12 protein-coding genes are annotated in these 13,059 nt (G+C 43.9%); 4 read left to right on the top strand and 8 right to left on the bottom strand.

What is annotated here, in order from left to right:
• The first annotated feature begins 78 nt into the window (after nt 1-78).
• Both KI210_RS06835 and KI210_RS06830 read left to right on the top strand, forming a co-directional pair.
• Nucleotides 79-888: a Cof-type HAD-IIB family hydrolase gene (locus KI210_RS06835; protein ID WP_212781146.1), complete on the top strand. Its 810-nt coding sequence runs from the start codon at nt 79-81 to the stop codon at nt 886-888.
• A 114-nt stretch (nt 889-1,002) separates the two neighbouring features.
• On the top strand, nt 1,003-2,037 hold the full coding sequence (locus tag KI210_RS06830; RefSeq protein WP_212781145.1) for a PTS sugar transporter subunit IIC: 1,035 nt from the start codon (nt 1,003-1,005) through the stop codon (nt 2,035-2,037).
• Nucleotides 2,038-2,115: 78 nt separating this feature from the next.
• On the opposite strand, the gene KI210_RS06825 is transcribed toward KI210_RS06830, so the two are convergent.
• The 8 genes from KI210_RS06825 to KI210_RS06790 form a co-directional block, all read right to left on the bottom strand.
• A complete protein-coding gene (locus KI210_RS06825; protein ID WP_212781144.1) occupies nt 2,116-3,255 on the bottom strand; it encodes an MFS transporter in 1,140 nt (379 codons plus the stop codon).
• A 145-nt stretch (nt 3,256-3,400) separates the two neighbouring features.
• On the bottom strand, nt 3,401-4,636 hold the full coding sequence (locus KI210_RS06820) for an MFS transporter (protein ID WP_212781143.1): 1,236 nt from the start codon (nt 4,634-4,636) through the stop codon (nt 3,401-3,403).
• A 10-nt stretch (nt 4,637-4,646) separates the two neighbouring features.
• On the bottom strand, nt 4,647-5,534 hold the full coding sequence (locus KI210_RS06815; RefSeq protein ID WP_212781142.1) for an alpha/beta hydrolase: 888 nt from the start codon (nt 5,532-5,534) through the stop codon (nt 4,647-4,649).
• A 120-nt stretch (nt 5,535-5,654) separates the two neighbouring features.
• Nucleotides 5,655-6,551 carry an ROK family protein gene (locus KI210_RS06810; protein ID WP_212781141.1) on the bottom strand — a complete coding sequence of 299 codons (897 nt, stop codon included), beginning with the start codon at nt 6,549-6,551 and terminating at the stop codon, nt 5,655-5,657.
• 4 nt (nt 6,552-6,555) lie between these two features.
• Nucleotides 6,556-7,437: an AraC family transcriptional regulator gene (locus KI210_RS06805; protein WP_212781140.1), complete on the bottom strand. Its 882-nt coding sequence runs from the start codon at nt 7,435-7,437 to the stop codon at nt 6,556-6,558.
• A gap of 132 nt (nt 7,438-7,569) precedes the next feature.
• On the bottom strand, nt 7,570-8,217 hold the full coding sequence (pcp, locus tag KI210_RS06800) for a pyroglutamyl-peptidase I (RefSeq protein ID WP_212781139.1): 648 nt from the start codon (nt 8,215-8,217) through the stop codon (nt 7,570-7,572).
• 17 nt (nt 8,218-8,234) lie between these two features.
• A complete protein-coding gene (locus KI210_RS06795) occupies nt 8,235-9,152 on the bottom strand; it encodes a DUF979 domain-containing protein (RefSeq protein ID WP_212781138.1) in 918 nt (305 codons plus the stop codon).
• On the bottom strand, nt 9,153-9,818 hold the full coding sequence (locus KI210_RS06790; protein WP_212781137.1) for a DUF969 domain-containing protein: 666 nt from the start codon (nt 9,816-9,818) through the stop codon (nt 9,153-9,155).
• Between the two features lie 139 nt (nt 9,819-9,957).
• Here KI210_RS06790 and KI210_RS06785 point away from each other — a divergent pair, with 139 nt between their 5' ends.
• Together KI210_RS06785 and KI210_RS06780 are read left to right on the top strand one after the other, a co-directional pair.
• Entirely contained in the window at nt 9,958-10,878 is a 921-nt protein-coding gene (locus tag KI210_RS06785; protein WP_212781136.1) for an aldo/keto reductase, read from the top strand.
• A gap of 116 nt (nt 10,879-10,994) precedes the next feature.
• The gene (locus KI210_RS06780) at nt 10,995-12,470 is read left to right on the top strand and encodes a glycoside hydrolase family 1 protein (protein WP_212781135.1); all 1,476 of its coding nucleotides are present in this window, start codon (nt 10,995-10,997) and stop codon (nt 12,468-12,470) included.
• Nucleotides 12,471-13,059: the final 589 nt, after the last annotated feature.

The raw sequence follows: 13,059 nt of genomic DNA, 5'->3' as shown, positions 1-13,059 counted from the left end.
CCTTTTTGAAAATACGCTCCTTATTAAGTTATAATAAACTAAAGCGCTTACGTTAGAATTTTGAAAAGAGGTAACTATATGAGTATTAAACTTGTGGCATTAGATACTGACGGCACTTTGCTTAATTCACAAAGCAAAATTTTAGACAGCACCAAAAAAGTCGTCGCTCAAGCTTTAGCGGCGGGCGTAAAAGTCGTGCTTTGCTCGGGTCGTCCCATTGCCGGCCTAGCCCCATATATGGCTGAACTGGGAATTACCGGCGACGACCAATATGCCGTCACGCTCAATGGCGCCATTACGCGAACAGCTAGTGGCAAGGTCCAAACTGAAGATATTTTGAGCCATGAAACTTATCTGGAATTGACAGAATTTGCGCGTGCCCACCACACGCCATTTAACGTTGTGGCTCCTGACTCAAAAATTATTACCGCTGACCATGATATTGACTTCATGGTATATGTCCAGGCTTATGAAAATACGGCGACCTTGTACGTTCGCCAGCCGAGTGAATTGCCAGCAGATTTTCAACCAGCCAAGGGTGCTTTTGTGGGCACGAAAGAACAGCTGGATCAAATTGAACCACTGGTGCGTGAACGCTTTGACCAAAATAATTATGTCGTAAGAGCTGATGACCGCTTTTTGGAAATCATGCATCCGAATGTCAACAAGGGGCAAGGTTTGCGGGAACTTTGTCAAAAAATTGGTATCAAACCTGCCGAAGTTATGGCCGTGGGGGATGCCGGCAATGACCTGACGATGTTTGAATTTGCCGGGGTGGCTGTGGCCATGGGCAACGGAACGCCGGAAGCTAAGGCAGCAGCTGATTTTGTCACCGGGTCAAATGATGCTGATGGGATTGCCCAAGCTTTTGAAAAATTTGTCTTTTAAATAAAATTGCTTTATTGGTAGCCAATTGTTGACAGTTTGATTTGTGAACAAGTAAACTTAATCTAAAGATTAGAAAATCTTAGATATTAAGAAATATTTGCCGAGGAATTCATTATGAAAAATCAACTGAAAAAGGTCACGATGGCTACTTTAAACGGCACTTCCCTGGCTGTGGTGATTGCTTTGATCCCGTCAGCCCTGCTTAGCCAGCTGCTGAAATTTTTGCCGGCTAATTCCGTTACCAATGAAATTACGGTCATGATCACCATGGTTCAAAGTGCTTTGCCTTTGATTGCTGCTTTTGCCGTCGGGAGCATGTTGAAGTACGGACTGCTGGAATCAGGATCGATGTCTTTGGCGGCGATGGTGGCCGGAGGCATTATTACGCAAAAAAACGGCAGCTTTATCATCGGCGGTTCAGGCGTAATTTTGAACATTTTGCTGACGGTCTGGTTTGCTGCTTGGTGCGTCTTATTGTGCCAAAAGTTTTTAGGCCAGTTTAAGACTATCCTGGAACCACTCTTAGTCTTGCTGATTGCCGGGGGACTGGGCCTAGCTACCATGCCGCTAATGGTGGCAGTGCAGAACTTTATTGGCCAAATCGTTAAGCAATCGACTAACGCTTCGCCAATTATCATGGGGATCATCTTAGGCATGATCTTTGCAGTTTTGATCGTTTCGCCGATTTCTTCGGTCGGCATTGCCATGGCGATCAGTTTGGCCGGAATTGGTTCAGGTGCAGCCAACGCCGGGATTACTGCTTGTTCGTTCACTTTGGCTTGGATGGGTGCCAGTGTCAACCCGCTTGGTACCACACTAGCCCATTTTCTGGGCTCGCCCAAGATTCAAATGGCTAATATGATTAAACAGCCGAAGTTGTTTGTACCGGTGCTAGTTGCTTCTGGCGTTTCTGGTGCGGTGACGACGATCTTGAACTTGAAGGGCACGCCATTTTCTGCCGGCTTTGGCTTTTCCGGCTTGATTGGACCGCTGACGGCCTACCAGACTTCCAGTGGCAGCTTGCTCTTAGTCCGGGTTCTGGTCGGCTTTGTGATCGTTCCGGTAATTATGGCTGGCTTGTGCAATTGGTTGTTTGTCAAACGCAGTCACTTTGTGGATGCTGAGGATTTGCAACTTACTATTAATTAATATTATTGCTGCTTGTTAAAAAAAGACGATCCTGCGGGAAAAATTCCGTAGCATCGCCTTTTATTTTGGCAAGAAAAATTAAGCTTTTCTGCCGACTGCGTAGATTAAACTGACCATGAACAAGATTGCAAAAAAGCCTGCTGAAATTAATAAAGCTGCTTGAGCTGTTTTGCCGCCGAGGACTTCCAACAAGATGGGCGAAAATGAGCAGCCAATGTTGCCACTAATCAGCACCAGGGTTGTCGCACTAGCGACTAATTCGTGCGGGCAAAAGCGATCGAGCAGCCGATAAAGGACGGGCATGATTAAACCGTACCCGATGCCGGCTAAAATATCGCCGACCAATAGGACGGGTAAATTATTGGCTAAGCTGATTACTAGAAACCCAGCAAACAAGATCAAGGCACTTGCTGGCAGCAGCAGGGATTTGAAACGGTCATAAAGCCGTCCGAAAATCGCCCCCACCGGCAAGCCAACCAGCATCATACAACCAGCCAGCATGGAGTAGGTGCTGGTTGAGACGAAGCCTTTTTCCACGGCAAAAATCGGCAGCTTGTAACCCAAAGTCATGTAGAAGGCTAAAACCAAAAACATTAACAGGGCCATGATCCAAACAGCCAGAGGCAAGTTCCAGTGGAAAGTTTTCTGGCTTGCTGTTTGGGGCAATTCGACTGCTTTCACAAAGAGGAGTAGACCAGGCAATACCATCAAATACATCCAAAAGACGGCGTGCCAGCCGTAACTGACTAAAAAAGCCACAATGAACAATGATAAGGCACTGCCTAAAGATGCTGTTAAAGTCTGGTAGCCGACCATTTTAGAAAGTTCGTTAGTTTCATGATAAAGCTGGGGAATTAGACTGACCGCCAGTGAATTGAAGAGGCCAATTCCCAAGCCGACCAGAAAACGGGTGGCTAAAATGAGCCAGAAGTTGGTCAAAAAAGCCGGTAATAAGCCGCAGATTAAGGTAAGCAGCAAGCCACTGATGATGATCTTTTTTTGCCCGAAAGCTTTAACGGCAAAAGGACTCAGGATCAGACCAAGTACGATCCCGAAGTTGGGAATCGTGGTTAACAAATCTACCTGGGTGTGGCTGACTGAACCAAAAGCTTGATAGAGCAGGCTGGCTGCTGGCGAAATTGATGTGCCAATATAGACATAGAGCGAAATTGACAGTAAAGCCAATTTGAATAATTTGCTTGATTTTGAATTTTTCATTTAGTCTCCTATACGTATATCTAAAATATATAATCTATGCATATTGATATTTTATTTATAAAAGTCTATTTTGGCAAGAAAAAAACACCTTGGATCCGTTGATCGCAGGGTGTTTTTCAGATAAGGGGGATTTTGTGATAAATTATTAAGCTTGCTTGGTCTTGTTATCAGCAGCATCTTTTTGAGCAGCTAAGTGATGACGGTGAACACTCAGGTAGTGGCCAAGAGCGTAGATAAAGAAGAGGCCGAAGAAGACGGCTGATACCATCAAAGACATTTGCGCACTACTGTTGCCAATTAAACTTTGAATCCAGTTGATGACCATCGGTGAAATCGAGCAGCCAACGTTGACTAGCACCAGCACAATGGTGGTGGCAAAGTTAATCGATTCGCGTGGTGCCGCCCAGTCAAGCCAGTTGTACATGTAAGGCACCATCAGGCCAAAGCCAAACGTCAGCAGGATGTAGAAGATAATAAATACCACTGAGTTGGTAGACAAAGCCAAACCTAAGAAGCCAACAAAAGTGAAGAAGGCTCCAAGTGGGAAAATCTTGTCATGTAAGACCTTGTAGATCTTGCCAAAAGCAGCCCCTATCGGGATGCCAACTAGGGATAGAACGCCAATGGTAAAGGAGTAGGTGCTGTTGCTCATGATGCCATTTTGAACCGCAAAGACCGGCAGTTTAAATGCCATGGTCATGTAGAAAATAAAGAGCAGGAACATCAGGGCAGCAATTAGCACAACCTTGCTGTTGATCTTGTTGGATGACTTTTTAGCTGATTTTTCGGTAGTAACTACAGTTTCTTCTTGTGGGAACTTAACAAAGGCCGCAAAGAGCAAGAATACCGGAATTACCAGCAGGTAAATTGCAAACGCGCCATGCCAGCCGTAGCCTAATAGCCAACTGATCAAGAAAGAGGCTAGGGCACTACCGATCGTTCCCATCACGTTTTGGAAACCAATCATTTGGGCCAGTTCGTCTTCATCTCGCTGGTAAAACTTAGGGATCAAGCTGACAGCTAATGAGTTAAAAAGGCCAATCCCAAAGCCAATTAAGAACCGCGAAATTAAGATAGGCGTGTAGGCATTTGCATACATGGGGAAGGTCCCCGCTAACAAGGTGATTGCTAATCCGATTAAGACGGTAATCTTTTCTTTAAAGAATTTGATCAGAAACGGACTGACAATCAAGCCAACCACAATCCCGATATTGGGAATGGTGGTTAGTTCTTCCACGGCTGCTGGGCTTTGGTCGGGGAAGGCCTTGTACATCAGCGTTAAGGCTGGTGAAATGGCTGGAGCCATCATTAAGAAAATGGAAATTGATAAGAGGGAAATTTTAAACATTATCCCGTCTTGAATTTGCTTTTTTTCATTCATGGTAAACACCTTATTCCATATACTTGGTGAAAAATGCCGCCTCTTCATCATTTGCCTGGGATGCTAGTTCATCTCTTTGGTTAATCAGGAATACGTGCGGCTCTGGGTGGTCCTTGTCGCCATAGCTCTTAGTAACGTGAGGGACGCCCACTGCCCGCAGGAAGCCGTCAAAGATGAAGGTTTGGTCGTGGATAAAGTCTTCGTTAGCAGTAGTCAGAAAACAAGGCAAAAAGTCCTTGGTGATGTACTTTTCCGTTTCAAGCATGTCCCATTTTTCAGCTACAACTTCCTTAGTGAAGTAGGCTTCAGTCAAATCACTGATCATGCCGGGGTCAGTCACAAAGAAAGCGGCACTGTTCATCGCTGCTGCTCTGAAGTGCAGGTCAGTTAATTCATAACCAAACTTTGCCCGATATTCAGGGTTGGTTAAAATCGTCACGTATTGTTCAACCATTTGGCCGCCGGCACTGTCGCCAACCAAGAAGACATTGTTCTTGTCCAAGTTGTACTCATCCGCGTGGTCGCTCACCCAGTGGATGTAACGGTCCACATCATCTAATTCTTCAGGGAATTGGACCTCAGGAGCCAGGCGGTAGTTGGGGTTAACAAAGGCAAAACCGCGCTTAGCCATGCCTAAACCGTAAAATTGGTAGGTTTCTTTGGTACCGTAGCACCAACCGCCGCCGTGAATGTTGATCAGAATTGGCAGCTTGCCATCGACGTTTTTCGGCAAGTACAAATCTAACAAATTCCACTTAGGATCAGGGCCATATTGAATGTCGTTGATTCGTTTGACTTCTGGAATTTCTAACGGCAATCCGGCATCTCTTTGATCATCAACAGTCTTGCAGATATTTCTAAATTTTTTTACTGTTTCAAGTACGCTTGCTTCTACCATAATTTTCACACTTTCTATGTATTCGCTTACAATTATGATTGTAGGCAAAAATGGTCCAAAAAACCGCCCATCTGTTGACATGTTTTGGGCGGTAATTGACTAGTTTATTTTATATTATATTTAAAGTTCTTCGCTATTAACTTGCAGCAATAAGTTGTACAGTGCTCCGTATAAATTGGCTTTGTTACGAAAGGCTGCTTGAACAATCTCAGGCTGCTGAAATGTCATTTTGATTAGGTCCGAGCTATTGTAAAAGCGATCGACAGCTTCACGAATGCCGGTGATGACTGTGTCCTGGGCACTGATTCCGCCTCCGATTGAAATCTTTTCCAAGTCAACGACGCTTTGCAGATTAATGATTAAAATTGCAATGCGGTCGCAAAATTCAGTAAAGAGCTTAACTGCTTGTTTTTCTCCTGCATTAATAGCCTGAAAAGCAGCAAAGCCGTCATTAAGATCGCTGTTACCTTCGGCTTGGTTGACAGCTTCAATTAATTGCACGGCGGAGCAGTTGCCGCCAACCATGGAATGCATCAAATCAGTATCATAGTTGGTTTGCATAAAGCTGAGTTCGCCGGCTTGTTCGTGGAAGCCCCGAATTAGTTGACCGTTAACGATGATCCCGCCGCCAACGCCGGTACCAAGCACTACGGCAGCACAGTTGGCGCAGTCTTTTAAACTGCCGCGCCAGCTTTCGGCTAATACTCCGGCCTTGCCGTCATTGATTCCCCAAACAGGGATGTTGAGGTCTTGATAACGCTCTTTAAAGTCAACTCCATCAAGAAATGGCAGAGCCCCGCCAAAGTCGATTGTCCCGCCAACAATTTTTCCCGGTGCACAAAAAGCAAAGCCGTTAATCTTGCTCTGATATTCTTCCACAATCTTATCCACAGCAGCTAAAAAGTCTTCCTTGTTTTGCGGAGTAGGCGTGCGGAAGTCTTCCAGGATGTTACCGGAATGGTCAATTAAAGCGTACTTCAAATTAGTACCACCAATGTCTAAAGCTAAGTATTGCATTTGTTTACCTCTTATCTTTTTGTTCTTTTTGCATTTGCGATGCGGTTTTGCCGTAGAGTTTGCTAAAAGCTCGATTCATGGTCCGCAGGCCGCTGAACCCGCTCTCCCAAGCAATTTGTGAAAGGGACAAGTGGCCGGTATCGAAGAGTTCTTTAGCATGATGCGCCCGTACTTGGTCCACATATTGCCCCAGGGTAATGCCCATGTTTTGCTTAAAAAAGCGGGCCAGATATTCCTTGGAAATTGAACAGTGTTTGGCAATTTCGTCCAAATCTAAATTTTCTTGATAGTGATTGGAGACGTAATCGGCAATGTCCTGAATCCGGTCAACGGCGTAAACCTTGCGCCCAATTTTGCGTTCGTGGTGGCTTCTTTTGTGGGCAAAATTACGGATTAGCAGCAAAACGATCTGGTCAAAGGCTGCCATTACCTGTAAATAGCGGTAGGGATTGGTCTTGTCGCGCCAAGTGTGGACAATTAAGGCAAATTGACTCTGCAGGTCGTGATAGGCCAGTTTCTGATTGTTGTTCAGGGCATCATAGTCATTAATGATAAACTCGTACTCACTCATATTGGGGAATAGTCGCGTCAGGTAGTTATACGGGATGATAATTGATAAAGCGGAATCCCCGGCTTTATTAGCTGTATCCACACTATGGACTTCTTGGGTGTTAACCAGCAAAATTTGTCCGGGTTTAGTCCGAAAATGCTGGCCAGAAATTTCAAAGTCGTGGATTGAACCGCTGATAGTGTATGAAAGTTCAATGCCCCGATGCCAATGGGCGGAAATTTGCCCGGTTGGGGAATGGGCATCAAAATTGTGGAGATATATCCAAAACGGCAATGGTTCAGTGGTTTCCACAAGTTCATGAGCTGGTGCTGCCATGCTTGTCCTCCTTTCGCTATAGTTTAATTTTATATCAGTTGGTAGCGGTAACAACAGCTAAATATTGACCTAAATCTGGCGAAAATTGACCTGATCGGATCAAAAAAGCCCCCATCTAGGGGCAAGCAAAATTTAACTGATGTGACCTTCAACGCTTTCGAGGTCGTTTTTGCCATCAAATTCCACAATCGCACTAATGGCTGCCGTTAGGCCCTTAACATCATCTGCCAGAGAAAGGGCAGGGGTGTTGGGCCGGTTGACTACTTGATCAGGCAAAAATGGAATGTGGATAAAGCCAGTCTTAAGTTGGGGATAAAATTTATCACGTAAATACTGGACTTGGTAAAAGATGTGGTTGCAGACAAAGGTGCCGGCAGTTGTGGAAACACTGGCGGGCAAACCGGCTTCGCGGATCGCACGGACCATAGCTTTGATTGGCAGCTGCGTGAAGTAAGCGGGAGCACCGTCAGCTTGAATTGACGTGCTGATTGGCTGTTTACCGGCGTTGTCGGGGATGCGGGCATCATCGTAGTTGATGGCAACTAGTTCTGGCGTTAAACCAAACCGGCCCCCAGCTTGGCCGACATTTAGAACGTAATCGGGATGGTGTTGGTCGATGGCTTTTTTCACCACATCTTTACTGATGCCGAACTTGGTTGGAATTTCAAGTTTGATAATTTGCGCACCTGAGATCGTGTCGGGCAGGCGTTTTACTGCTTCAATAGCAGGGTTGATTTTGTCGTTACCGAAAGGGTCGAAACCTGTAACTAAAATTTTCATGTGGATAAACCTCGATTCTAAAATGCAAGAATGTACATTAAGATAATATGGAGCACTAACAAAATTACGGCAATTGGTAGTTGCTGCTTAATTACGCCCCATTGATCTTTCATCTCCAAAAATGCTACGGGCAAAGAGTTAAAGTTGGCAGCCATAGGTGTAACTAAAGTACCGCAATATCCGGCAGTCATTCCTAAGGTTGCTACTACGACTGGACTTCCCCCTTGTGCAATTACAAAAGGAACGCCAATTGCAGCTGTGATAACCGCAAAGGCAGCAAAGGCATTACCCATAATGATGGTAAAGAGTGCCATAGCTATGCAGTAAAGAGTTACCCCTAATAGTTTATTGCCTGTGGGAAAGGCTCCAGACACGGCTTTGGCAACCAGCGTCCCCACTCCAGCAGCTGTAAAGACTGAGCCTAACATGGCCAGCATTTGTGGCAGCATGCCGGCAGTTCCCATAGTTCTGAACATTCGTTGGGTATCATTGTAAACAAGTTTTATTGGTGCACGGGTTTCAATCATAGCAACAATTAAGGCTAAGGCAGCCCCGATACCAATCGCAATTTGTCCTCCCCAGTTGGTTAAAGATCCAACTAAAATAGCAGATAGTGCAAGCACAATACTTGGCAGGAAAAGCCAGATACCCAGTTTTTTGGCATATTCAGATGCACGGCTAGCATCAATCTCAGCAATTTTCCCAACTTTTACCTGTTTAAACAAAGACAAAAGTCCTAATACTAAAACTAGGGCACCAGAAATCGCTTTAGGTATTAAGTCGCCAAAGATGAATAACAGAGCTAGGATGAACCAGAAGAAACCAGTCCCAATTCGAGCGGGATTACTTTTATCCTTAATTGCTTCAATACCAGCAATAGCCATGCATATCCCCAAAAGACTATAGAAGAAAGTGGATAGATATTGTGTAAACATTTAAGCTTCCTCCTTAACAGCAAGTCGTTTATCCATTAAGTAGTTATAAACATAGGTAAGGATAAAGGTAATAACGGCGAAAGGTATTGAATAAAGAGCTATTTGTAATGGAGAGACGCCATGTTTCAGACTTTTCATCGTTGAACTAATTAACAAAACTCCACTTGAAGCCATAAAACAGTTCTGTGAGAAAAAGTTCCCCAAATTATCAACTGCAGCTGAACGACCTTTTAGCAATTCTTTATCAGCATCGCTCAACTTATAGCTAGCAGCACTGGCAGTAGCCATCGGGGCAACTAGTGGCCGAACAAAAGCAATTTGACCATTCAAAGAAATTCCCAAAGCATTTAGGACTTCTCTAATTAACATATAGGCACTAAGCACTTTTCCTGGCGTTGCCCGTTTAAGCTTCTTGATGGCATTGATTGCTACTTGGCGCAGGCCGTGACTCTCAACTAAACCAATCATTGGTAAAACCAAGAAATACAAACTGACCATTCTGTTATCTAGAAAACTTTGGCCCAACAAGGTTAGCACTTTGGTTATAGACATCCCTGCTAGCAGGGGAGTTACAAAGGCGGCAATGATAACAACCGCAAAGGTATCCCATTTTAAGGCGAAACCAAGCAAAATGATTAGCACGCCTAGTAAGGGTAAATACGACATTTTAATAACCTCCTTTAAACTAAATATAAGCTTATTGTAATATATATAATGATATAAAACTATGGCACCAGGCAAGATAATCTAAGAATTATGATAGCGGTTGTATAATGGAGATGTTATCGAATTACGGAGGTGCAATATGAAATTTGTAAAATTCGGTCCAACTACCTTGGAGGTTCCAGCAATTGCTTTGGGGATTATGCGGATGAACAAAAAGACCCCAGAAGAGGCCAGCGAGTTGTTAACGGCAGCTCATGATCAAGGGGTCAATTACATTGATTCGGCTGATATTTACGGGCAAGGCAAATCTGAAGAAGTCTTTGGCCGGGCTTTAAAGCTTAGTGGCTTAAGCCGGACAGACTTCCATATCCAGTCTAAAACCGGCATTGTTCCAGGACATCGTTATGATTTCAGTAAGGAACATATTTTATCAGCAGTCGACGGCATTCTTGAACGCATGCAAGTGGACTATCTCGATTCGCTCTTATTGCACCGACCAGATGCACTGATGGACGTTGAAGAAGTAGCTGAAGCTTTTGACTTGCTGCAGCAGCGTGGCAAAGTCCGCTTTTTCGGCGTTTCCAACTTTAACCCGAGCCAGATCAGCTTGCTTCAAAGTGCGGTCAGTCAGCGGCTGATTATCGACCAAGTGCAGTTTAGTTTGGATCATACCGGAATGATTGATGAGGGTATTTTTGTCAACCGTACTGAAGATGAAGGCATGGTGCGTTCAAGCGGGCTGCTAAATTATTGCCAAGAACACCATCTATTGGTGCAAACCTGGTCGCCGTTCCAGAATAGTCAAATGTCGGCTAGCTTCATTGATAATCCTTTCTTCCCGAAGCTGAACCGAGAATTAGAAAAATTGGCAGAGGCCCATCACACGAATAAAAATGCGATTGCTGTGGCTTGGATTTTGCGTCACCCAGCCCAAATGCAGGTGCTGATTGGCACGATGAATCCGAAACACTTGCTGGATAGCTGCGAAGGAGCAGGAATTAAGTTGACGCGGCAAGAATGGTACGACCTGTATTTGGCAGTTGGGCATGATTTGCCGTAAAATTTAACTAATCTAAAGAAATACTAGCATGATCTCATTGATAGCGCTTACGAGAAAGTGCTAGTATTTTTATATATAAGACTAAAAATTTAGTATTTTAGCAGAAAGGATAAAATATGACATTTCCAAAGAATTTTTTATGGGGCGGAGCTACCGCTGCCAACCAAATTGAAGGTGCCTATGACGTCGATGGCAAGGGCTTATCAGTTACTGATATTACGACTGCTGGTAGTTTAACAGCACCTAGAATGTTGACCTACAAGTTAAACGGCAAGCTGGAAAAGACGCCGGCAATGCCTGGGGCAGGTCTGCCTGAAGGGGCAGTTGGTGCCATTGATCCCAACAGCTACTATCCTAACCATGTAGCGATTGATTTCTATCATCACTATAAGGAAGACATTAAGCTGTTTGCTGACATGGGCTTTAAGACTTTCCGTTTGTCAATTGCCTGGACCCGGATTTTCCCAAAGGGTGACGAAGCTGAACCAAACCAAAAGGGCTTGGACTTCTACCGCCGCGTGTTTGAAGAATGCAAGAAGTACGGGATTGAACCATTAGTTACGATTTCTCACTATGAAGATCCCCTGTATTTGAGTGAAAAATACAACGACTGGCAAGACCGAGCCATGATCGACATGTATGTCAAATATGCTAAAGTTTTGTTCAAGGAATACAAGGGCTTGGTAAAGTATTGGCTGACTTTTAACGAAATCAACTCGAGCTTATTGATGCTGAATGCTTTTGGCAACAAGGTGACAGATGACAAGGTATATCAACATGCCTACCAAAAGCTGCACTACCAATTTGTAGCTTCAGCCCGTGCGGTTAAATTAGCCCATGAGATTGACCCTAACTATGTGGTCGGCAATATGATCTGCGGGGTGGTTGACTACCCATTGACGCCGGACCCTAAGGACATTCTTTTGAACCGCCACATGTGGGAAGAAGACCTGCTTTACTGCGGGGATGCGCAATGCAAGGGCAAGTACCCGACTTTTGCCAAGCGGCTCTGGGCTGAACATGACGTCCACTTGGATATTACCGAACAAGACAAGCAAGATATGCTTGACGGCAAGGTTGACATGTACACCTTCAGCTACTACATGTCGAACGTGGTAACTACTCACGAAGTGCAGGATAAGGCCAGTGGCAACTTTGCAGCTGGGGCCAAGAACCCATACTTGAACTACTCTGAATGGGGCTGGTCAACTGACCCAACTGGTTTGCAATACTACCTTGAAGTAATGTATGACCGGTACGAAATCCCAATGATGGTAGTTGAAAACGGCCTCGGTGCAGTTGACAAGATTGGTGAAGACGGCAAGATTCACGATGATTACCGGATCGATTACCTGCGTCAGCACATTGAAGCGATGGGTAAGGCAATTGCTGATGGCGTTGATTTGATCGGCTACACTACCTGGGGATGCATTGACCTGGTTAGTGCCGGGACCGGTCAAATGTCTAAGCGTTACGGCTTTATCTATGTTGACCGTGACGATGAGGGCAAGGGTACTTTAGCGAGAATGCCGAAGGATTCATTCTACTGGTACCAAAAAGTAATTAAATCTAATGGGGCTGACTTGGCTTAAAAACGACATGCACTAGTTAGAGTTTGTCCCCTAGAAATAAAACGACAAAGGCTATTCCCCCAGTCTTTGTCGTTTTTTTTGTGCGGAATTGTAAGGTGTAATTGGATAGATCATCAAGTGATAATTAATTGAAGGGAAAAAGGGACAGATGGATAAGCCAAAAGGTATTACGTGGAAAAATAGTTTTGAAATTTAGCGGGATAATTTAGTAACTAAATGTTTGAAATCTAAAACTATGCTGAAGCCAAGAGTAATTATGTTTAATTTCAAAAATAGATAAGTAAGAATTCTGAATAAAAGGGAAGTGAGTAGCTACGAGTTTGAAATAAAGTGACACAATTTTTAGAAGTGAAATTGCTTATCTGCCAAGTAGAGGCGTCAATACTGGGATGGCGACTTTGCAAAAATCCTGAAGCAAGAAATGAATTTAATATCAGCTATTAAAATATATAATCACATGTAAAAGCAGTATTGTTTTTTTTTTTTTTTTTTTTTTTTTTTTTTTTTTTTTTTTTTTTTTTTTTTTTTTTTTTTTTTTTTTTTTTTTTTTTTTTTTTTTTTTTTTTTTTTTTTTTTTTTTTTTTTTTTT

This window comes from Lactobacillus corticis, from assembly GCF_018327645.1.
Taxonomy (GTDB): domain Bacteria; phylum Bacillota; class Bacilli; order Lactobacillales; family Lactobacillaceae; genus Lactobacillus; species Lactobacillus corticis.
This window is presented reverse-complemented; position numbering and strand designations above follow the sequence as displayed.

What these genes read in the sequence shown, in the direction of transcription:
- KI210_RS06835 (WP_212781146.1), top strand. Translation starts at nt 79, where the DNA reads ATGAGTATTAAACTTGTGGCATTAGATACTGACGGCACTTTGCTTAAT.
- KI210_RS06830 (WP_212781145.1), top strand. Translation starts at nt 1,003, where the DNA reads ATGAAAAATCAACTGAAAAAGGTCACGATGGCTACTTTAAACGGCACT.
- KI210_RS06825 (WP_212781144.1), bottom strand. Translation starts at nt 3,255, where the DNA reads ATGAAAAATTCAAAATCAAGCAAATTATTCAAATTGGCTTTACTGTCA.
- KI210_RS06820 (WP_212781143.1), bottom strand. Translation starts at nt 4,636, where the DNA reads ATGAATGAAAAAAAGCAAATTCAAGACGGGATAATGTTTAAAATTTCC.
- KI210_RS06815 (WP_212781142.1), bottom strand. Translation starts at nt 5,534, where the DNA reads ATGGTAGAAGCAAGCGTACTTGAAACAGTAAAAAAATTTAGAAATATC.
- KI210_RS06810 (WP_212781141.1), bottom strand. Translation starts at nt 6,551, where the DNA reads ATGCAATACTTAGCTTTAGACATTGGTGGTACTAATTTGAAGTACGCT.
- KI210_RS06805 (WP_212781140.1), bottom strand. Translation starts at nt 7,437, where the DNA reads ATGGCAGCACCAGCTCATGAACTTGTGGAAACCACTGAACCATTGCCG.
- pcp (WP_212781139.1), bottom strand. Translation starts at nt 8,217, where the DNA reads ATGAAAATTTTAGTTACAGGTTTCGACCCTTTCGGTAACGACAAAATC.
- KI210_RS06795 (WP_212781138.1), bottom strand. Translation starts at nt 9,152, where the DNA reads ATGTTTACACAATATCTATCCACTTTCTTCTATAGTCTTTTGGGGATA.
- KI210_RS06790 (WP_212781137.1), bottom strand. Translation starts at nt 9,818, where the DNA reads ATGTCGTATTTACCCTTACTAGGCGTGCTAATCATTTTGCTTGGTTTC.
- KI210_RS06785 (WP_212781136.1), top strand. Translation starts at nt 9,958, where the DNA reads ATGAAATTTGTAAAATTCGGTCCAACTACCTTGGAGGTTCCAGCAATT.
- KI210_RS06780 (WP_212781135.1), top strand. Translation starts at nt 10,995, where the DNA reads ATGACATTTCCAAAGAATTTTTTATGGGGCGGAGCTACCGCTGCCAAC.